Below are 22648 nucleotides of genomic sequence, written 5' to 3'. Positions count from 1 at the left end.
TTTACTTTATCAATTCAGCATAACTAAATTAATAACAAAAGATGAATAATGTGTGTATACAGCCGTGTGTTTGTTGTGATATAATGCAGATTATATAAGGTTCGGGACGGTTAATGTATGGCATAGGGGTCATCATTCAAAGATATTTGATGTTGAACTTATGCCATTTTTTTAATCATCATGGATTGACAAAAAACAGGGAGGTAAATCAAATGAAGATCACTAATCTCAAGAAAATGTTGGCAATACTCACAGTCTCCACTCTCATAACGGCATGTGGAACTGGAGCTGCAACACCTACAACTCCGAACGCACCGACAACCCCTGCAGCAGATGAAGGATTCCTTTATGTCGCTCAGCAGCTCGTAGGTACCATCGACCCTGCACAGATCAAGGATGAGACAGAGGTGCTTACAGCAATCAACCTCTATGACCCTCTCTTCTACCCTGACGTTGCGAATGACTCGATGGCTCCTGTGCCTTTCGTTGCAGAATCATACACAGTGGATGATTCAGCGACGGTCTACACCATTAAGATAAGGAAAGATATAACTTTCCAGAGCGGAAACAAGCTTAAGGCAGCAGACGTCGTATACACAATGGAGAGGATGCTAGCAATAAACAAGGGCAATGCATGGCTCTGGAGCGGAGTTCTTGCTTCTGCGAAAGCGACGGATGATTATACGGTGGTATTCACACTGAAGAACCCGTACGCACCGTTCGTTTCAACTCTCACACAGCTCTTCATAGTTGATTCTGAGCTCCTCAAGGCCAATAAGGCAGCGGGAGATTTCGGAGACAACGGAGACTACGGTCTGGCATACATAGCTGAACATGCAGCGGGATCAGGACCATACAAGCTTGTTAAGTGGGACAGGCAGTCATACCTAGACTTCGAGGCATTCGAAGGCTACTGGAAGGGCTGGAAGGACAACCAGATAAAGAAGGCACAGATGCTTACGATAACAGAGGAAGCTACAGTAAAGACGCTTCTCGTTTCAGGAGAAGCTGACATGATCCACCAGTGGCTTGCGGTATCCGCATACCAGGAACTTAAGTCAACAGGCGGAGTGGTTGTAGCAGAGGATCCGAGCGCAAAGCTCCAGTACTTCCCGATGAACATGCAGAAGGCTCCGACTGACGACATCAACGTCAGGCAGGCTATCGCGTACGCAATAGACTATGCTACCGCACTCCAGGACATACTTGGAAACAGCGTAGCGGCAGCAGGAGCAGTACCGGTAGTAGTTCCGGGAGCAAGCGAGAACGTAAAGCCTGTCACAAGGGACCTTGAGAAGGCAAAGGCAGCACTTGCAGCATCAAAGTATGCCGGCAAGGAAGTCAAGGTATCATTCATGTACCTTGGAGAGAATGCACAGCAGAGACAGTTCGCGCAGCTTGTTGCGGCTAACCTCTCTGAAATAGGAATAACAGTAGAGCAGATGCCGGTAAGCTGGGCTCAGGTAACTGAGGCGGCGACCAAGCCTGAAACCACAGCAAACCTTACTGTAATATCAGACAGCCTCAAGTACCCGCATGTGGACAGCCACACATACGGTATCTACCACTCCTCAGCAAAGGGTTCATACAGGTCAATGAGCTGGCTTGTTGATGCTGAGGTTGACGAGGCACTCACAAACGCAAGGAAAGCGGCTACAGAGGAAGAGCAGATGGCACTCTACAAGAAGTCCCAGGAGCTCGTCACAGCCAAGTTCCCGGCGGTATACCTTGCCAACCCGACCCATTACCTGGCTTACAGGGACTATGTGAAGGGCTACAACTATACCGGACTCATGGGCTATGACCTGGCATTCTACGGACTTACGATACAGAAGTAGGGTCACGCAGCTCTGATTAAAAGAATCAGCATGAAGATAAAAGCAAAGGGGCCACCCTTTGCTTTTATCCAATGATTAGGCATTTGGCAAAAATGCGTACTTAATGAATTATGGAAGTGATACGATGAAAAAATATCTTGTCAAAAGGATACTGGGAATCATACCTGCACTGGTAGGACTGTCGATACTCATATTCATACTCACACGTCTCATGCCCGGCGACTCCATAAGGCTCGCAGCAGGAACGGATGCCACACCAGCGCAGATAGAGGCCCTGAGGGTCGAGATGGGTCTCGACAAGCCCCTGTACATCCAGTACTTCAACTATGTGAAGGGACTCTTCACAGGAGACTGGGGGCTTTCACTGAGGACCAAAAGGAACGTCTTCCTGGATATCAGGGACACCTTTGCCGCTACCTTCGAGCTCAGCCTTGTTGGCATGATTTTCGCAGTTGCAATCGGTGTACCAATGGGAGTCGTCGCTGCGGTCAGGAACAACAAGCTTTCTGACCAGATAATAAGGGTTACCTCACTTTCAGGGATCGCCCTGCCGAGGTTCTTCCTTGCGATACTGCTGCAGTTCTTCTTCTCATATGTCCTCGGCTGGTTCCCGGTGATAGGGAGAGGCAAGGTGGTGCCTGCGGGGATAACTGGCATGCGTCTACTTGACAGCCTCCTGACGCTGAACTTTGCAGCCTTTGCAAGCAGCTTCCAGCATATACTCCTGCCTGCACTGGCACTTGCCATAGCATCTGCAGCGCAGATTATGAGGCTGACAAGGACCAACATGCTTGAACAGCTCAACAAGGAGTACATTGTCGCGGCGAACTCATACGGACTTCCAGCCAACCTCATATACAACAGGTACATGCTGAAAAATGCGTTCATATCGGTCCTCACGACAATAGGGATGCAGTTCAGCTCCCTTATCGGTAGTGCCTTCCTGGTTGAGACGGTCTTCGGCTGGCCTGGCATGGCTTCATACAGCATAGCGGGGCTCATGTACAAGGACTACAACGCAATAATAGGAGTGACCATGGTCATCGGCGTCATTTTTGCCGTTTCCAACCTCCTTGTGGACATAGCATACGGGATACTTGATCCGCAGATCAGGCTCGGAAAGGCATAGGGGGTGCGGAACAGGTGGAAAGCAAAGAGACGATGACAGACAGCAGGAAGTATTCAAGCAGGAAAAAGATGCTGAAAAGGTTCTTCAGGAACAGGATGACCATGGTAGGCCTTGTCATAGTGATAGCGGTTCTGGTACTCGCGGTTTTCGCGGAGCAGATAGTGCCATTCCCGGATTCAAACACAATAGCTGTAAACTTCAAGATGATGAACAAGCCGCCAAGCGGCATAAATCTCTTCGGTACGGATGAGATAGGCAGGGATGTGCTTAGCAGGACCATCTATGGAGCCAGGTATTCGCTCATGATGGCGGGTGTGGTCCTTACCATAGCAGTACTGGTCGGAGTGCCTCTCGGGCTTGTCGCAGGCTACTACGGCGGTGTGGTGAACAGCGTGATAATGAGGATCACTGATGTTTTCCTTGCGATACCTAGCCTCATACTGGCACTGACAGTAGCCGCGATACTCGAGCCAAGCCTCATGAACTCGATGATAGCCATATCCTTCGGATGGTGGCCCTGGTTCACAAGGCTCACCCAGGCAGAGACATTGAAGATCAAGAACGAGCAGTTCATAATATCGTCGGAAGGGATAGGGGCGAGCAAGCTTAGGATAATGTTCAGCGAGATACTCCCGAACTGCCTGCCGACCATAATAGTCAAGATATCGACGGACGTCGGATTCGTTATACTCACAGGTGCAAGCCTTGGCTTCCTCGGACTTGGAGCGCAGCCTCCGACACCGGAATGGGGGACCATGATATCCGAAGCAAGGGTGTATCTCCCCACAGTATGGTGGTCGTCGGTATTCCCGGGACTTGCCATACTTCTGACTATACTCGGCTTCAGCTTCCTTGGTGACGGCATCAGGGACGCATTCGACGTAAGGGCGCAATAGGAGGTTATTGGAGATGGACAAGGAAAGGCTTTTGGAGATAAATAACCTCAACATAAGCTTCAGGACGGATGACGGAGAAATACCCACGATAAAGAACGTAAGCATGCATATCAACGAGGGTGAGATAATCACCGTCGTGGGTGAGTCAGGAAGCGGAAAGTCAGTGACCATGAGGTCGATAATGAAACTAATTGCCACACCCCCTGCGATATACACAGGTGGTGAGATACTGTACAAGGGCAGGGACCTGCTTAAGGTATCCGAGGAGGAAATGAGAAAGCTTCGCGGAAGCGAGATATCCATGATATTCCAGGACCCGATGACGGCTCTGAACCCGGTATTCACGATAGGCGAGCAGATGGAGAACATCTACATGTACCAGGGGCAGAAGAGCACCTGGTCAAAGCTTCCGAGAAGCAAAAAGGTAATGAAGAAGGAAGCGAAGGAAAGGTCCATGGAGCTACTCGCGAAGATGAGCCTTCCGAACCCGGAAGGGATCCTCCGGATGTATCCTTTCGAGCTTTCCGGAGGCATGAAGCAGAGGGTGATCATCGCCATGGCGCTCATAAAGACGCCAAGGCTCCTTCTTGCCGATGAGCCCGGAACATCGCTGGATGTCACTGTCCAGGCGAGCATCAATGAAGAGCTGAAGAGGCTGGTCCTTGAGGAGAAGATCTCCATGATCTTCATAACCCACAACCTGGGTGTCGCCAAGCAGCTGGGTGAAAGGACATATGTCATGAAGCTGGGCGAGGTTGTTGAGGAAGGCATAAGCGATGACGTGTTCCTGAATCCACGGGAGGAATACACGAAGAGCCTCATGGATGCCCTTCCGAGGATAGTCTGATGGCAAATGGAGGTAGTGACATGAATGATTATATTATAGAGTTCAGCAATGTGAAAAAGTACTTCCAGCTGTCACAAGGCGGATTGGGAAAGAACAGGAAGATCGTTAAGGCAGTGGATGACGTAAGCTTCAAGGTCAGGAGGGGAGCCACGTTCGCTGTCATAGGCGAATCAGGCTCAGGCAAATCAACCATGGCCAAGATGCTGATGAAGTTCGAGGAAGTAACTGAAGGGAAGATACTTGTCGACGGGGAAGACATCTCGAAGATGAAGGACAAAGATACCCTTAAATCATACAGGAGAAAGGTGCAGATAGTGCATCAGGACCCGACGTCTTCCCTTAATCCAAGGAAGACGATCAAGGAGATCATCGAGGAACCCCTTATCGTGCACAGGATGGGAAACGCGGCAGAAAGGCTTGAAAGGGTCAGGGAACTCATACAGGTTGTTGACCTGCCGGTTAGCTTTCTGGACAGGTATCCCCATATGCTGAGCGGAGGGCAGAAGCAGAGGGTGGGCATAGCGCGAGCAATTGCGCTTAACTCCAAGCTAATAGTGCTTGATGAGCCGACCTCAGCCCTTGACGTTTCGGTCCAGAGCAAGGTGATCGACCTCTTGAAGAGGATACAGAAGGAGTTCAACCTGACCTACGTGTTCATAACGCATGACCTGGCACTGGTGAAGAACTTCGCTGATTACGTGATAATAATGCAGAAAGGCAATCTTGTGGAGGAAGGTTCGACTGAGGAACTGTTCAACAATCCGAAGCAGCAATATACAAGAAAGCTTCTCAAGGCGATCCCGGTAATCGGGGATGACGAGCAGGCGTTCCTGGACAGGATACAGCTTGATGAATATACTATTTCAATGTAACTGGGGGTACTTATGACTATAGACAGAAAAACCATAGAAGAGCTGGCTGCAGGAGGTGTGATACTCGGAGCAGGCGGCGGCGGTTCAAAAGAAATGGGGATCAAAGCCGGCCTCGCATCACTTGAGTATGGTGAGCCGCGTATGATACCGATCGATGAACTTGATGACGGTGATGTGGTCGTGACCATATCAGGCGTAGGATCCCCGGCTTCAAAGGGAGCATATATTGAAAACAGCTACTATAACAGGATAATTGAGATCCTGACCAAGGAACTGGGCCAGAAGCCGGCAGCTCTCATTCCAAGTGAAATGGGAGGGTCTTCATCCTTCGGACCGTTCATAGCGTCGGCAATAAACGGAATACCAATACTTGATGCCGCGTGCAACGGCAGGGCCCATCCGCTCGGCACCATGGGGTCTATGGGGCTGAACGAGACCAAAGGCTACAAGACAATCCAGGTAGCGATGGGTGGAGATCCGGCAGAAGACCATCTGATCGAGATGACGGCAAAGGGAAGCGTACCGGACACGGCGAGCCTGGTGCTGTCAACCGCAATAAGGGCAGGTGGTCTGGTTGTAGTTGCAAGAAATCCGGTACCTGTGAAGTACGTCAGGGAAAAGGCTGCAGTCGGGTGCTATACGCATTCCCTCGAGGTTGGCAGAGCCCACATGGCAGGAAAGACTGCAGACGAGAAGATACGGAATGTGGCTGATATACTTGAAGGGAAGATACTCTGCAAGGGCGAGATACGCGGCTACAGGCTGGAGACCAGGAACGGCCTGGACGTAGGAGGATTCTGCCTTTCAGACCAGAAGGAATACTCAATCAGGTTCTGGAACGAATATATGGCAATAGACAGCGACGGCGAGAGGCTATACACCTTCCCCGACTACATGATGACCTTTGACCTTGAGACAGGGGAACCCGTGACCACGGCAAACATCGCAGAAGGATTGAAGGTAGCCGTAGTTGCAGCACCGAGGTCAAGCCTGATACTCGGAGGAGGCATGCGTGAAGCTTCGGGATACAGGGCTGTCGAGGATGCGGTCGGAATACCGATGCTCCAGTATGTCCAGGACCTCGTAAGCAAATAGGACAAAGGAGGAAATCTTACTATGCTAATGAAACAGATACTCGAAGTGTTCGAGATACTTGACAGCCCGTCAGCAAGCGGCGAGGAGGCAAGGAAATACCTGCTTTCCATAAAACCTGATGCTGATGTGGAGACCTACAGGTTAGTGGGCCCTAAAGGCGGAACTGACATGTTCAAGGTCAGGATACCTGGAAAGAAGGGTAAGTCAAGAGGAGGGGAAGCACCTACCATAGGGCTTCTTGGCAGGCTCGGTGGACTTGGAGCAAGGCCTGAGCAGGTTGGCTTCGTCTCCGATGGGGATGGTGCGCTCGTAGCAATAGCGGTTGCCGCTAAGCTCCTGTCCATGCAGGCAAAGGGTGATTACCTTGACGGCGACGTGTTCATATCAACCCACATCTGCCCTGATGCCCCGACAGCACCACATAAGCCTGTGCCTTTCATGGGGTCGCCTGTTGAGATGTCACAGGTAAACCGTGAGGAAGTCACTCCTGAACTTGATGCGGTACTTTCAGTTGATACCACAAAGGGTAACAGGGTCATCAACACAAGGGGATTCGCCATATCACCTACGGTTAAGAGCGGCTATATACTCAGGGTCTCAGAGGACCTTCTTGGGATAATGCAGACAACTACAGGCAGGCTGCCCTATGTGTTCCCGCTGTCCATGCAGGACATCACCCCATACGGAAACAACGTATACCATCTTAACAGCATACTCCAGCCTGCAACAGCGACTGATGCTCCTGTAGTAGGGGTGGCGATAACCACAGAGACAATGGTGGCTGGAAGCGCTACAGGTGCAAGCCACTGCACAGACTGCGAGGAGGCGGCAAGGTTCATGCTCGAGGCAGCGAAGTACTTCGGCAAGGGCGACTGCTCGTTCTACGACAAGGAAGAATATCAGCTGATAGAGAAGCTTTACGGGCCGATGACCCATCTGCAGACACTTGGAAAGGCTTAGGTAAGGGTATGAAGGTTGGAGCAATCACTGTAGGACAATCTCCAAGGGTCGATGTGACCCCGGACCTTCTGCCGATATTCGGTGACAAGGTTGAGCTGATCGAAATAGGGGCCCTTGACGGCCTCAGCTATGAGGAGATCGCGGAGTTCGCACCTGTTGACGGGGATTACGTGCTTGTATCAAGGATGAAGGACGGCGGATCTGTCACCTTTGCGGAGAAACACATACTCCCGAGGCTTCAGGAATGCATCTTCAAACTGGAGGAACAAGGTGTATCGCTGATCATATTCTTCTGCACAGGCAACTTCCCTGTGGAATTTGACTCAAAGGTACCGCTAATATTCCCCAACATGGTACTTGGAAACATAGTGCCGCTGTTGACCAGGAAGAAAAGCATAAGCGTGCTCATACCTTCAGAGCTGCAGATCACGCAGGCTCACGAAAGGTGGGAAAAGCTGGTCGATAAGGTCACGGTATTTGCTGCATCGCCTTACGGCAAGTTTGAAGATGTCAGGCTCGTCGCAGAGAAGCTGACCGAAACCGACAGCGACCTGGTGGTCCTTGACTGCATCGGATATACCCAGGAAATGAAGGATATGGTATACAATCTGACGAAGAAGCCGGTGGTATTGCCAAGGACACTGGCAGCGAGGATTGTGACTGAGATGGCTGACATCGGATAAATTAAGGACATATGAACAGAGACCTGTGTGGAGCTATTGTTTCCATGCTGGTCTTTGCTTTTATAGATCAGGTTTATATTATGGATGGAATTGGCAGTAAAGAGAAGGGTTCCTGGAATTAAACCCTTAAATCCGTTATCTATCCCGAGCCTGGAATGGTTTGAGTATGTTCCACAAGAAAATGCAGGGAAATATTCCCTTCGCGATGTATGCATCAAGCGATATTTCGCAGTGGATATCTTTCAAATCAGTATGTTGGCAAATATTTTCTTGTGAAAATTTTAGTGAATTACCTTGACAATATCGGGGTATGTTGTAATATAGATTTTAGTTAATGTAGTGTGTTACTTTAAGAAGGCACGAGCTCATTAAAAGTATTTTCCTTGGGAAATATTTTTAATGAGCTCTTTTTATTGGAGGAAAAGAATGTTCAACCTATTTAAGAAGAAAAAACCATCAGTCAATGTAAGGTCATGTGCAGAGGGAATCCTGATTCCTTTGGAAGATGTCAAGGACGCGGTGTTCGCAAGCGGTGCTATAGGCAGAGGAGCGGCAATAAGACCGACCTCGGGTAAGATAGTATCTCCAGTTGATGGAATCATAAGGATGATCTTTCCGACCAACCATGCAGTTGGCATAGAGACAGAGGAAGGGTTCGAGTTTATCATCCATGTAGGCATAGATACGGTCAAATTGAAGGGTGATGGATTCAAGAGGATCGCACAGGAAGGTAAAACGGTAAAGGCAGGTGAGCTGCTACTGGAAGTAGACCTGGAACATCTGAAGGATAGAGGATATGATACGGATACCATGGTGATCCTCACTACTGGAGAAGATAAGGTAGAAGTCATTGAAGCCACACCATATGGTGAAAAGGTTGGCGCCAGTGACAGACCCATCTTCATATGCACCTCCAGGTAGGCTTGTATTCGCTAGAAAGGTAGAAAACACAAGGACTGTTCTGGTACGATATGAAAAAGGAGTTGAAACTAGGATGGCAGGAAATGAAGTCTCAGCCCACGGATATATTGAAAAATTTCAGGCCAAAAGAGTGCTTAGCCACAATGTTGTTCAGGCCTTTGATGTATTGAAGGGTGAGGAGTGCATACTGCTAGGCAAGGGTATTGGCTTTGGGAAGAAAGAGAATGATTGGATCGACCCGGATATTGTTGAAAGGAAATACTTCATACGGGACAGCAAAAATCTGAACAAGTATCAGAAGCTCCTCGAGAGTACGGATGAAAGGCTCTACTTCATAATTGAGGAATATATTGAGAAAGTTGGGAAGACATTCGGGAACGGCTACGATGAAAACCTGCATATAGGACTGCTGGACCACATGAATTTCTCAATATACAGGTACCGCAACAATGTGACACTGAACAATATATTCATTGATGAGATGAGTATGATGTACGCCAAAGAATACGAATTTGCCAAGGTCATGCTGAGTGACCTGAATAGAAGGCTTGATGTTAACCTTCCGGAAACGGAAGCTGGTTTCATAGCACTCCATATCCATTCCTCAATAAAAGGGGAGAAAGCCTCCCAGACAGCGCTTTACATGAAAATTATCGGGGAATGCCTTAAGTTTGTGGAAGCGGAATTCAATATTTCGTTGGAACCACAAAGCATTGAAAAAGCCAGACTTATCACACATCTGAAATTTGCATTGAAGAGGGCCAGTGAGAGCAGGCCCATACAGAACATCATGACAGACTCGCTTAAGAGTACCTTCCCTGATACATTTCTGATTGCTTCAAAGATGGCTAAAAGGATTGAAGAGGAATATTCCATCATTCTTCCAGAAGGAGAGATTGGTTATCTGACCATGCACATCGAGAACATCATCATGCAGCAAAAGCGCTGAAACCATACGGTTTAAGTTCGGAATATGCCATGACCAGATAAATTGACCAGTCAGGATGGATCATATCAGACATTGATCATAGTCGCTTGTAATTTCATGCACACTAAAGAATAGAGCAAGTTGGTTTAGAGGAGCCTTTCCCTTTGTCATGCGCAGGACTGAGGGATTCATATATAAGGATGCTGGGTAATGGTCCTACATGCAAAGAGACGTCTTGAACATTGTGGGGAATGCGGATTATCCTGCAGGGCTGTTTAATAATATGGAATAAATCTTTAATAATTGGAGGACAAAATGTTCAAACAACTTCAGAAAATCGGGAAATCATTCATGCTTCCCATCGCAATACTACCAGCAGCTGGTCTGCTTCTTGGAATAGGCGGAGCACTTTCCAATCCTACTACAGTATCCACATACCCTTTCCTCGATGTAGCGTTCCTGCAGGCCATATTCAAGATCATGTCATCTGCGGGAAGCATAGTTTTCGGAAACCTGTCCCTGCTGCTTTGCGTCGGTCTTGCTATTGGATTGGCCAAGAAGGATAAGGGAACAGCGGCACTTGCAGCTGTAGTGGGATATCTGATCATGGCGGGGACAATAACCTCCATGCTTGGAATATTCAAGCCTGAAGCTCCTGCCATTGATACCGGAGTCATCGGAAGTCTCGCTGCATTCCTTCACAACAGGTATCGTAACATTCAGCTTCATGCGGTTCTCGGATTCTTCGGGGGATCCAGATTCGTTCCTATAGTTACAGCGTTCACTGCAATATTCGTCGGAGCACTATTCTTTGTAATCTGGCCTCCTTTCCAGCAGATGCTTATCTCATCAGGTGATGCTATCTCAAAGATGGGACCGTTAGGAACTTTCTTCTACGGATTTCTCATGAGACTCTGTGGTGCGGTAGGTCTGCATCACATGATATATCCAATGTTCTGGTTCACAGAGTTAGGCGGAGTAGAGACAGTCGCAGGACAACAAATTGTTGGTGCACAGAAGATATTCTTCGCACAGCTCGCTGATCCTTCACATGTAGGACTTTATACAGAAGGTACCAGATATTTCGCAGGCCGTTTTGCTACCATGATGTTCGGACTTCCGGCAGCGTGTCTCGCAATGTACCATGCTGTTCCCCAGGCTAAGCGAAAGCTGTTTGGCGGACTATTCCTCGGTGCGGCGCTGACTTCATTCATTACAGGAATAACTGAACCAATAGAGTTCATGTTCCTCTTCGTAAATCCATTCCTGTATGTTTTCCATGCGTTCCTTGATGGTGTTTCCTTCTTTATCGCTGACATACTGAACATTTCCATCGGCAACACATTCTCCGGTGGTGTCATCGACTTCACCCTTTTCGGAATCCTGCAGGGTAATGCGAGGACCAACTGGATGCTTGTGATTCCGATCGGTGCGATTTGGGCTGCGATATATTATTTCTCGTTCAAGCTGCTCATAACAAGATTCAACATCCAGACTCCTGGAAGGGGAGAAGATGGTGAAGAGGAAGTGAAGGTGACAACAAAATCATCCTTGAAGGATGAATCCATTGCTGTAATAAGGGCACTCGGAGGAAAAGAGAACATTGAAGACGTGGATGCATGCATCACAAGGCTTAGAGTCAATGTCAAATCCGTTGACAAAGTCGACAAGGATGCCCTTAGGAAAATCGGCGCAACAGACGTTCTTGAAGTTGGTGGAGGAGTCCAGGCGATCTATGGTGCCAAAGCCATACTTTACAAGAACTCAATCGAAGATATCCTGGGTCTGGAAGAATAGTCATTATGGCCACTTTATGAGTGGCCATTTACCTTCACCTGAGTAAGCGACCGAACTGGAATCATATAAAGGAGGGTGGCAGGCAGACTGTCTGAGAAAAATGAGAAGCAAAGAAGAAATCATGAAAGCCATAAGGAATGAGGTCATCGTATCTTGTCAGGCACTCCCGGAAGAACCGCTTCACAGCTCCTATATCATGGGCAGGATGGCCTATGCGGCATATCTTGGAGGAGCACGGGGAATAAGAGCCAATAGCGTTGAGGACATCAGGGAAATCAAGAAGACGGTGGACCTGCCGATAATAGGGATAATAAAGAAAGTATACGAAGGCTGCGATGTATTCATAACACCGACCTTGGTGGAAATCGATGCGCTCTGTGAGGAAGGTGTCGATATCATCGCACTTGACGCGACGAATAGAATTAGGCCAGATGGTATGACAATACTGGAGGAATTTCCAATTATCCGCAGCAAGTATCCTAACCAGCTGTTCATGGCTGACTGCTCGAACTATGAGGAAGTCAAGACCGCTGTAAACCTTGGTTTTGATTTTGTCGGGACCACGCTTTCAGGCTATACAGCCTATACCAAAGAAAGAAAGCTCCCTGACCTGGACCTGATAGAAAGGATTGTAATGGACTTTGATACACCAGTAATTGCAGAAGGTGGTATTTCAACTCCTGAAGAACTAAGTGCTGTGTTTGCAAAGGGTGTATTCTCAGCTGTTGTAGGATCTGCGATCACAAGACCGATGGAAATTACAAAGCGCTTCATCGAAGCAGTCAAGCCAAGATAATCATCTCGGAATCCAAAGAATCCGGATTAATAACAGGCGCTCTGTAAGTTGAACTGATTCAAAGTGAGTCAAGGCCAGATTCAGATGATAATATGAGTGGAATCTGAAAATACTATGAGACAAGAAATGGAGGCTATTCAGTGAAAATCATCAAGGCTAAGAATTATAATGACATGAGCCGCAAGGCTGCGAACATAATATCGGCACAGGTTATCCTATACCCCTATAGCGTGCTGGGACTTGCGACTGGATCATCTCCTGTCGGTACATACGAGCAGCTTGTCGAGTGGTATGCAAAAGGGGATATAGACTTCTCCAACACAACAACTGTCAATCTTGATGAATATGTAGGGCTGGATGCAAGCAGCAAGCAGAGCTACCGGTACTTCATGAACGAGCATTTGTTCACCAAGGTTAATATTGACATGTCAAAGACATTTGTCCCGAACGGAAAGGCGGAGGACCTTTATGCTGAGTGCAGGAGATATGATGACCTGATAACATCACTTGGAGGCATCGACTTACAACTCCTGGGTATTGGGCATAACGGACATATCGGATTCAACGAACCCAGCGAGGCTTTCGAGAAGACCACCCACTGCATAGACCTGAAGCCGAGTACAATAGAAGCCAATAAGGTGTTTTTTTACAGTGCAGATGAAGTTCCAAGGCAGGCATTGACCATGGGTATTAAATCCATCATGCAGGCAAAGAAAGTCCTGCTAATTGTGAATACGGAGGAAAAGAAGGAGATACTAGAGCAGGCATTATTCGGATCGGTCACCCCCGAGGTTCCGGCATCAATCCTTCAGCTTCACCCAGACCTTACCGTCGTAACCTGCTTTGAATAGAATATCCAACCTGCAAAACCAATGCGGTCTATGCTATGCAGATCAACATAAAAACCAGATAGCGCATGGTATCGTACTTTCGAGTGAATGTATGCCTGTAAGTATTTTACAATAATATTGAAACCTTCCGATGTTCAAGTCACCGGAAGGTTTTCTTATTGTCCGGCAGCGATTTTAAATCAGCAAGATTATAACCATTAGGCAAAGATGTTTTGAACAACAGCATAAATTCCGGGGGATAAACTGACAATCAGGCAAATCCCGACTTAATATTACCAAGGTATTGTAAACGTATTACCGCGGTGCTACAATTGCCTTAATAGTCTAACAATTATTTAACAATCTAAAAAAACAGGAGGTATTGTCATGGGCTACAGCACATTCCTTTCTCCAGGTAAGATCGGTACTCTCGAGCTTAAAAATCGAGCGGTGTTCCCGCCGATGGGCTCTGGATTCCCCAATCTTGACGGTACTGTTTCCAAGAGACTGATCGACTATCATGTCCGCAGGGTACAGGGTGGTTGTGGAATGAACATCGTTGAAATAGCATCAGTGCACTACACTTCACAGGGTCCTGCAATTCTGGGGGCTTATGACGACAGGTTCATACCAGGACTCTCTGAGCTGGCTTCAGCCATAAAGAATGCTGGCGGAGTAGCATGCCTGCAGATTTGGCATGGAGGAAGACAGACATCAGGCAGTCCCTTCAACGGGCAGCCCTGGGCACCTTCTTCTATACCGTGTCCGCTGATTTGTGAGACACCTCATTCAATGACAATCGATGAGGTCAAGGAAGTCATCGCTTCATATGGAGACGCTGCATTGCGTGCAAAGAAAGCGGGATTTGACGCTATAGAGATCCACGGAGCACATGGATACCTGATTGACTGCTTCCTGAATCCATATTCAAATACCAGATCTGATGAGTTCGGAGGTTCGTTGGAGAATAGAGCTCGCTTTGGATGTGAGGTAATTAAGGATGTCAGGTCGAAGGTAGGTAAGGATTATCCTGTTCTTATGCGTATGAGCGCAAGCGAAAATGTTTCTGGAGGAATCGTACTTCAGGATGCCATTGAAGCGGCGAAGCTTTATGAAGCTGCAGGGATAGATGCACTGGATATCTCACAGGGCTGCTATGGAGCAATGCCATACACTGTTCCGCCATATTATTATCCGATAGGAGTCAATGTATACAATGCATCGCAGATAAAGAAGAATACCAGCATACCAATGATAGTTGCCGGACGTATAACTACACCTGACCTGGCAGAGGAGATACTGTCAACAGGAAAGGCTGACTTCATATCACTTGGAAGGATCCAGCTTGCAGATCCTGACTTTGTCAAAAAGACTGCGGAAGACAGAGTGGATGACATAATCAAATGCGTATCCTGTGACCAGGGCTGCGTTGAAAGGATGTTCCAGGGATTCGGAGCTTCATGTGTATTCAATCCGTTGACAGGACGTGAAGGGGAAATCACTGTCACACCTGCTGAGAACAAGGAAAAAGTGCTTGTCATAGGAGGAGGACCCGGAGGACTTGAAGCAGCGAGAGTAGCAAGTGAACGCGGACATGATGTAACACTCTTCGAAAAGACAGTGAAGCTTGGAGGGCAATACCTTCTCGCAGGATTCGCACCCAATAAGGGAGTTTTCAGCGACGCGGCGATGCATATGGGATACCGAGCACAGAAGGCTGGGGTGGATGTCAAGCTCTATACGACAGCTACACCGGAAAGAATCAAAGCTCTCAATCCTGATGTAGTCATAGTAGCAACAGGATCAGATCCAGCTATGCCTCCGATACCGGGAATAAAGAATGCCAATGTATTTGAAGCGCGAAGCGTTATCAGCACAGAATCATACATAGAGGCTGACAAGGTGGTCGTGATAGGCGGAGGGCTTGTAGGTCTGGAAGCATCCGAAATATTGACTGAACAGGGCAAGAAGGTGTCAATCGTCGAAATGCTGGATGAAATAGGCAAGGACCTTGAAATGTACATAAAGCCTTATTCCATCGGTTTTATCACAAAGCACAATATCCCAACCTACATAAAATCAAAGTGTGTAGAGATTGGAGACAGTTACGTTCTCATCGACAGGGAAGGAGAACAGCTGAAGCTTGAGTGCGGAGCGGTAATAATGGCGACTGGAGCCAGGAGCAACACTGCAGTTGCAGACATGGTGAAGGAACTGGGATATGAATGCCATGTCATAGGTGACGCTGTCAAGCCTTCAAAAGTCCTCGATGCAATCTGGGCAGGGAATGAGATAGGTAGAACAATCTAAACAATCAGCCTGCATAGCGTTGGAATAAAGAACGCATGCAATCCGTGATGCAGAAGAACCAATAAGTTGAATAGCGTAATCGGCTGGCAGAATGACCTTATGGATTTTCTGCCAGCCTTTACTTCTCATAGGGGGAAGAAGAGTGACCTGACGATGCGGAAAACATATCGGATTCGAATTTATTTAACAAGTAAGTATTTGGTGCAGTGTTGGAAAAATGCATGTAAAAGAATCCAACCCATATTGCCTTGAAGCCCTTTCCAGGCTACACACTCTCTGGGATACTGATTTGATGACAGGATTTATTTCGGAAATAATGCCTGCAATACGTTATTCATGATATGATAAGGATATTTATCATAGCCATAATATCGTATTTTAAGCTTAATTAATAGGATTAGGAGTAGAGATATGTCAAATACAGAAAGCATGTCAAAAAGATTCGAGATACTGGATTGTGCAATCGAACTTTTCAGAAAGGAAGGGTACAGCAATGTAACCATAAACCAGATATGCGCAGCGGCCAACGTGTCAAAGACAACCTTCTACTACTATTACAAATCAAAGGATTCCCTGATTGCAGATTTTTATTCAAAGACCAACTACAATGTCAAGGAACAGCTGCTGTCAATACTTTCTGCAGATAATGAACTGGATCAGCTCTGGAACATATGCGATATGTATATACAGCCCATTTCGGATGCCGGACCGGAAATAGTCAGAGAGCTCTATATCAACAACATGAAGAAGGATGTCCTTGCTATTGCCCCAAGGGATATCTACATGAAGGATGTAATGATAACGCTGATGAAGCGAGCTAAGTCATCGGGTAAAATACAGAATCCAGCTTCTGCTGAAGAGCTGTATGAGACACTGGTGTACCTCATTGACGGAGTCGCATTCATATGGGCTACGAAGAATGGCGGATTCGATATCCTTGCCGAATCAAGAAAGGTTTTCGATACATTGCTTGTCACACAGATAGAATAACTTAAGACTATTGATGAGTTCTGAATACAATAGATTCTTTCTTCTAGATTATTTACTTGTAATCTATAAGGCATGAAAGAAAGTGTTGTGGTTAGTGAGCTTAATCGGGAGTGTTTTATAAAAAGCCTGCTTTATATCTTAAAAGGTTCGAGAAGATCATAGTCACTATTTTGTTATGCTCAAAGTAAAATGACTTTAGGTGGTAACACTATAAATCATAGGCCTCTGATTGCCAGAAGGAGATGTTAGCATTGACCATTGAAGAGTTACGCTATTTTGTAGAGGCTGGAAAGTGCGGGAGTTTTTCTGCAGCAGCAGAAAAACTTCATATTTCTCCACAGGGGCTTAGCCAGGGTATTCGCCATCTGGAACAGGACATGAATGTACTGCTCTTTCAAAGGACTACATCAGGTGTATCGCTTTCTGAAATCGGACTGCAGGTATTTGATCATGCTTCAAATATCTTAGGTAGCCTGGATCAGATCAAGACCTGCGTTAACGGACATAGGGGGAAACGCACTGAGAGGTTATGCTGCGCTGTAAAATCATCCAGACTTGGCAATACTTTAAAAACTCATTTGGATCAATTTCAGAAGGAATCAGGGATTGTCATTGAAGTTGTAGATTTTGGTAATGTTAAGCAAAGGGGCAAGTTGTTAATGTCCAACAAAGTTGACTTGCTATTTGAATTCAAAGAGATTTTGCCTAAGAATGATTATTATAGTGAGCAGCTTATTTTCCGATCATACATGTGGCCGATTTTTAATGTTGAGAATTCGTTGACTTCAAAAGAAACATTACGCTGGGAGGACTTGAGAGGTATAACGATAATCGCTGAAAGCGATAAGCATATATACATTCCCTATCTTAAGAATAAATTCCAGAAATATGGACTGAAGCCTGAATTCGAATTTTGCTTTGATGCGCATTATTGTCTTGAGGTCTTAAGCAAAAGTCCCGAAAAAGTATACTTCACTACAGATTCAGCGTACCGTCAGTACCTCGATACACATAAGAATTTGAGATGCTGTAGCAATGAAGATCCGCTCTATCTGGAATATACGGCATTCATCAAGAAAGAGCTTGCTGACGATGCGGTTTATCATGAACTGACGTTATATTTGCGTGATGTGATGAAAGATTATAGTGCTTTAAGGGGTGTCAAGGATAAACCTCAGAGCATGTAGTAATATTGCAGGCATAGGAGACTTAAATAGAGGTTCCTGAAAACTAGTGAAAATCCTCAAGACAAGATCTGAACAAAAGACAAGATAAGACGATGAGTATGGCACTCTATCTACACCAATAAGCGGAGTGTAACATTAAATGACTGGAAGCATATTGGCGTCTCTTTATTCCAGTTCACTAGGCAATGAATGCATGAATAATACTGTACCAGCTATTCTGTATGACAGGAAATTTCCAATCGGGTCATCGATGCATTAATGCATCCGATGGCCTCGTCTTTTTTGCTCTGCAATTCTTTGCTCAAAAAAGTCTTACTTGAAATTAATGAGATGGTTTAAATGAAAAGGTTTAAATGTCCAGTAAAACTACTGTTTATTCTAAGAGGCAGCGAAAGCTGTGATAATGCTTATGGAAGCAGATGAACAAATTTATAGCTCCAACATCACATCTTGAGAGCAGGAGGATAAGAATTGGAAAAATACTGGCGAATTCCCAATCCGATTAAACCGTTGTTTAACAAAGAGCTAGAACCTTTCCCGTCAACAAAATTCTTCGACCAACTTTCTTTCATCGGCAATCCTAATGTCGGCTGTTTTGTCCTGGAAACATCTGAAGGAATTATAATGATCGACTGTATGGAGCCAAAGGATCAATATGTTGAAATGATAGAGAAAGGATTTTCAGATTTGGGTCTCGATATCAAGGACCTAAAGGCAATTCTGATTACACACGGGCATGGAGACCATTATGGAAAAGCAGATTACTTTCGTGAAAAGTATGGTTGCAGGCTCTATATTTCAAAAACCGATTATGAGTATGCTCTTCAGGACTACAGAAGCCCGGTAGGTGTATTGAGTTTTGAAATCAATGACTACCTTGGTGACATGGATACCTTAAAGCTTGGTGACACCCAAATTACCTGCGTAATGACACCAGGCCACACACCAGGCTGCCTTTCTTTCATATTCCCGGTTACGGATGAAGGTAAAAGACACATGGCAGGAATTTGGGGTGGAACTGGAATACCCCGTGATCCCGGACTTGTGAATGAATACCTGAACTCAATAAGAAGATTTTCGAGTATCTGCAAAGAGATGGGTTGTGATGTTGAAATATCATCTCATCCGTTTGTAAACAATGGGATTGCAAGGCTTGAGATAATCCGAAACATAACAGATGGGGTACAGAATCCATTTGTTGTGGGCAAGGAAGGGTATCAATACAGCATGAAGGGCTTTGAAAAAATGTGTCTGGAAAGCATGGAAAATTAGGGGGGGAATAATAATGGAAAAGGTAAAGACATTGGAAAAGGCAAGCATAATGGATAAGGTGAAACCTCAGGGAATGTCCAATGCATCGGTAATCCATTTGATAATCAGTTTGTTCTTCATGTTCATTTTCGGCAGGATATGCCCTACCTGGTCAACGGTGACCCGAATGGGAGTTCAGGGTGTGAGCATATTGATCGGTTCGATATGGCTTATATCCAATCGCTTTGGTCTCGTCTTTACTTCGTTTTTAGGTATGTTTGCAGTCGTCGTTTCAGGATACCTGACGGGGAATGCCATATTATCTACGACCTTAGGCAGTGATGTTGTCTTCCAGCTGATATTGGTATTCGTATTCGTATATGCCATTTCAGAAACCGGCGCTGATGCGGTTCTTGCACGATGGATGATATCAAGGAAAAGTCTGAATGGCAAGCCTGTACTTTTCAGTGTTGTATTCATGATTTCAATTACATTTCTTGCTGCACTGGTAAGTTCGCTTGGAGCCTTCATGTTCTCAGTTGCAATGATAAACTCAATCGCAAATGCAGTAGGCTACGAAGAGAAATCACAGTGGAAAAAGACGATGATGACTGGTGCTATCTGTACATCATCCATAGGCGGTGCAATACTGCCATTCAAAGGTTTATCTCTGATGATATTCAACATGTTTACGGTTGGAATCAAAGCGTCTGGTATTCAGATAAACCAGGTTGCATATATGGTTTCAGCCCTTATTGCAGGCTTGCTGTTCTCGGTAGCTTTCGGCCTCAGCGTTGGTCCGCTGTTCAGAGTTGATTTTACAAAACTCAGGCAGGCTGATGTGGCTGCCATCACCAGAGAAGGCGGAACAAAAATGAACAAAGCTCAGATAATAGTGATGCTTTCATTCTTTGTTGGTTTCTTCTATTCAATCGGAATGATATGGGTGCCAAAAACCAGTCCGAACTATCCTATGCTCGCCGGAGTCGGACAGGGTTTCTGGTTCATGATCATTCTGGTGGTACTATCACTTATCCGTGTTGATGGGAAGCCATTAATAAATATTGATCAGATGATAGGAAAAGCTGTCAATTGGGGCATAGTATTCGCAGTTTGCATGTTCACTGTTGTCGGTATGATGATATCGGATAAGACTGTCGGTATTCAGGCATGGCTAGGTAATATCCTTGCCGGTGTCTTTGGTAATATGTCTTTCCCGGTATTTATGATTACTCTGGTTTTAGCAACAATACTATTAACGAACTTCTTTTCAAATACTGCCACAGCCGTAATAATCGGTACCCTTACCGCTCCATTCATTTTGCAGTATACGACTAGTGCAGGCATTAATCCCAATGCGGTCATCCCGGCAGTTGTTATGTCAGCCAGCTGCGCTTACCTTACAATGGGAGCAGGAGGCTCATCACCTTTATATCTTGGTCTTGATTGTATGAAGGGTGAAAACAAATGGGTATGGACCTATGGACTGATAGCCTTAGTGCTGGAGGTAACCATAACAACAGGAGCCTTCATCCTATGCTCATACATTTTGTAACACTTGAGGAATAGGCCTTGATAAATACCTCGTCTGGACAGGTTATTATGATAGTAGACTGAAGATTAAAGGACACCTGTGTTGAAGCCGATGTCGGGTCAACACAGGCATCCTGCTTCTTAGTAATTATGCAATGGTATTACTTGTGTGGTATAGTTCCGGAAAATTAATGTCCAATAAATAATAATTACGCTCTGCCAAATCAGACCGCCTGCTCTCAGGAAATATCCTTGACATATCCAATATCAATGCTTTATAGGCGGAGTGAGGCTTGAATAGAATGGATATTGCCTATAATCTTAGAGAGAAAGTTATACATATGTAGAGTTAAAAGTTTTGTTGCGAAAGGGAAAATATGGCTAAGAAATTTGGGTTCATAACCTCTGCATTCATCAAGATTTGCTTGATCAACTTCATATCAATGTTCGGACAATCCATGACGAATACACTTATACCTAAATTCGCTGACTCTTTGGGAGCTGCGCCTTTGATTGTGGGAGTAGTTACGAGCTCGTTTTCAATATCAGCATTGCTCATTAAGCCATTTTCCGGACCGGCGATTGACTCTTTCAACAAGAAATATGTTTTGCTGATGGCTAACCTGTTCATTGCGATAGCATACTATGGATACAGTATCTCCTCAAGCGTACAGACGATTATCATATTCAGGCTGCTGCATGGCTTTGGACTTGGTTTTACTGTAATTGCCTGTCTCACCCTTGTTTCTGAAGCGGTGCCAGATTCTAAGCTTACTTCAGGAATAGCCGTGTTTTCTATTGCCGCTGCAGTTGCACAGGCAATAGGACCAGGATTAGGGTTAGCGCTATCCAGACAATTCGGATATAGGCTGACATTTCAAATTGGAATGTCCGTCATGCTGATTGCCGCATTTGCAGTGTTGGCTCTTGATAACAGTAAAAAGAGCAATGTACCATTCAAAGTGTCATATAAAAATATCTATGCAAAAGAAGCACTGATACCTGCCATAATAATGTTCTTTTTAGCTGCAGTCTATGTGAATATCAATTCATACCTTGTCCTGTATGCAATGGAAGTGAATGTGACCAATATCGGGCTGTTCTATACGGTCAATGCAATTGTCCTTCTGATATCCAGACCAATCATTGGAAGGCTTTCAGACAGATTCGGCGTAATAAGGGTGTTGCCGTTGGCAATTGTTTTCTATGGGATCTCATTGGTTATGATAAGTTATTCAAATAGTATCGAGAGATTCATATTGGCAGCAGTGATCAGCGCGTTTGGATATGGAGCGTGTCAGCCGATAATCCAGTCATTATGCATGAAAAGCGTAACTCGCGACAGGCGAGGTTCAGCAAGTGCAACAAGCTATTATGGAACTGATTTGGGATACCTGATCGGACCGTTATTATCAGGGATTGTAATTGAAAGATTTGGATATGCAATAATGTTTCGAACCATACCATTAATGCTGGTATTTCCACTACTGATCTTTTTCCTATATATCGATAAGCTGAATGCAATTGACATGAAATCAAGAAGAGACAATCTGATAATCCCCGACTTATCCATTACTGACAGTTTCGAAAAGTGAATCCAATCATTGAATGCAGTTCTGCAATGTGGAGAAAAGGAAATTTGAAGAGTGCGATGATACTGATGACTTAACCGGACAATCATATCATCCGGATTCCGAATAAAGGACCGGAGCCGATTTTAAGATGAGGGTATATCTCATCATCCGATAATTAACGAAGCATAATGTGAGGGCACTGAAAAAGCCC

19 protein-coding genes are annotated in these 22648 nt (G+C 45.7%); all 19 read left to right on the top strand.

Translation table 11 applies throughout. The features are described from left to right. The first annotated feature begins 212 nt into the window (after positions 1-212). The 19 genes from T472_RS13200 to T472_RS13105 all read left to right on the top strand — a co-directional run bounded on the left by T472_RS13200 (position 213) and on the right by T472_RS13105 (position 22458). Positions 213-1838, top strand: a complete 1626-nt coding sequence (locus tag T472_RS13200) for an ABC transporter substrate-binding protein (RefSeq protein WP_023387491.1) — start codon at positions 213-215, stop codon at positions 1836-1838. A gap of 124 nt (positions 1839-1962) precedes the next feature. Further along, entirely contained in the window at positions 1963-2967 is a 1005-nt protein-coding gene (locus tag T472_RS13195) for an ABC transporter permease (RefSeq protein WP_023387492.1), read from the top strand. Between the two features lie 14 nt (positions 2968-2981). Next, on the top strand, positions 2982-3863 hold the full coding sequence (locus T472_RS13190; protein WP_023387493.1) for an ABC transporter permease: 882 nt from the start codon (positions 2982-2984) through the stop codon (positions 3861-3863). A gap of 13 nt (positions 3864-3876) precedes the next feature. After that, the gene (locus T472_RS13185; protein WP_023863638.1) at positions 3877-4710 is read left to right on the top strand and encodes an ABC transporter ATP-binding protein; all 834 of its coding nucleotides are present in this window, start codon (positions 3877-3879) and stop codon (positions 4708-4710) included. Between the two features lie 20 nt (positions 4711-4730). Further along, positions 4731-5582, top strand: a complete 852-nt coding sequence (locus T472_RS13180; protein ID WP_023388996.1) for an ATP-binding cassette domain-containing protein — start codon at positions 4731-4733, stop codon at positions 5580-5582. A 12-nt stretch (positions 5583-5594) separates the two neighbouring features. Beyond that, a complete protein-coding gene (locus tag T472_RS13175) occupies positions 5595-6677 on the top strand; it encodes an S-methyl thiohydantoin desulfurase domain-containing protein (RefSeq protein WP_023388995.1) in 1083 nt (360 codons plus the stop codon). Positions 6678-6698: 21 nt separating this feature from the next. After that, positions 6699-7637: a DUF1177 domain-containing protein gene (locus T472_RS13170; RefSeq protein WP_023388994.1), complete on the top strand. Its 939-nt coding sequence runs from the start codon at positions 6699-6701 to the stop codon at positions 7635-7637. Positions 7638-7645: 8 nt separating this feature from the next. After that, positions 7646-8320 carry an AroM family protein gene (locus T472_RS13165; RefSeq protein ID WP_023388993.1) on the top strand — a complete coding sequence of 225 codons (675 nt, stop codon included), beginning with the start codon at positions 7646-7648 and terminating at the stop codon, positions 8318-8320. 426 nt (positions 8321-8746) lie between these two features. After that, a complete protein-coding gene (locus T472_RS13160) occupies positions 8747-9241 on the top strand; it encodes a PTS sugar transporter subunit IIA (protein WP_023388992.1) in 495 nt (164 codons plus the stop codon). A 73-nt stretch (positions 9242-9314) separates the two neighbouring features. Then, on the top strand, positions 9315-10190 hold the full coding sequence (locus tag T472_RS13155; protein ID WP_023388991.1) for a PRD domain-containing protein: 876 nt from the start codon (positions 9315-9317) through the stop codon (positions 10188-10190). 294 nt (positions 10191-10484) lie between these two features. Continuing rightward, positions 10485-11966, top strand: a complete 1482-nt coding sequence (locus T472_RS13150) for a PTS transporter subunit EIIC (protein WP_023388990.1) — start codon at positions 10485-10487, stop codon at positions 11964-11966. A 100-nt stretch (positions 11967-12066) separates the two neighbouring features. Beyond that, positions 12067-12762: an N-acetylmannosamine-6-phosphate 2-epimerase gene (locus tag T472_RS13145; RefSeq protein ID WP_023388989.1), complete on the top strand. Its 696-nt coding sequence runs from the start codon at positions 12067-12069 to the stop codon at positions 12760-12762. A gap of 140 nt (positions 12763-12902) precedes the next feature. Then, positions 12903-13613: a glucosamine-6-phosphate deaminase gene (gene nagB / locus T472_RS13140; RefSeq protein ID WP_023388988.1), complete on the top strand. Its 711-nt coding sequence runs from the start codon at positions 12903-12905 to the stop codon at positions 13611-13613. Positions 13614-13979: 366 nt separating this feature from the next. Continuing rightward, on the top strand, positions 13980-15902 hold the full coding sequence (locus T472_RS13135) for an oxidoreductase (RefSeq protein WP_023863636.1): 1923 nt from the start codon (positions 13980-13982) through the stop codon (positions 15900-15902). A 411-nt stretch (positions 15903-16313) separates the two neighbouring features. Continuing rightward, positions 16314-16892: a TetR/AcrR family transcriptional regulator gene (locus tag T472_RS13130; RefSeq protein ID WP_023385251.1), complete on the top strand. Its 579-nt coding sequence runs from the start codon at positions 16314-16316 to the stop codon at positions 16890-16892. A 251-nt stretch (positions 16893-17143) separates the two neighbouring features. Then, the gene (locus T472_RS13125) at positions 17144-18079 is read left to right on the top strand and encodes a LysR family transcriptional regulator (protein WP_023385249.1); all 936 of its coding nucleotides are present in this window, start codon (positions 17144-17146) and stop codon (positions 18077-18079) included. 471 nt (positions 18080-18550) lie between these two features. Next, the gene (locus T472_RS13120; RefSeq protein ID WP_023385247.1) at positions 18551-19351 is read left to right on the top strand and encodes an MBL fold metallo-hydrolase; all 801 of its coding nucleotides are present in this window, start codon (positions 18551-18553) and stop codon (positions 19349-19351) included. A 13-nt stretch (positions 19352-19364) separates the two neighbouring features. Then, the gene (locus T472_RS13115; RefSeq protein WP_023385244.1) at positions 19365-20885 is read left to right on the top strand and encodes an SLC13 family permease; all 1521 of its coding nucleotides are present in this window, start codon (positions 19365-19367) and stop codon (positions 20883-20885) included. 355 nt (positions 20886-21240) lie between these two features. Further along, positions 21241-22458, top strand: coding sequence for an MFS transporter (locus T472_RS13105; protein WP_023385242.1), 1218 nt, complete (start codon positions 21241-21243; stop codon positions 22456-22458). Positions 22459-22648: the final 190 nt, after the last annotated feature.

The sequence above is a fragment of the Youngiibacter fragilis 232.1 genome, from assembly GCF_000495435.3.
Taxonomy (GTDB): Bacteria; Bacillota; Clostridia; order Clostridiales; family Clostridiaceae; genus Youngiibacter; species Youngiibacter fragilis.
The sequence above is the reverse complement of the archived record's forward strand: the minus strand, read 5'-3'. Positions and strand labels throughout refer to the sequence as shown.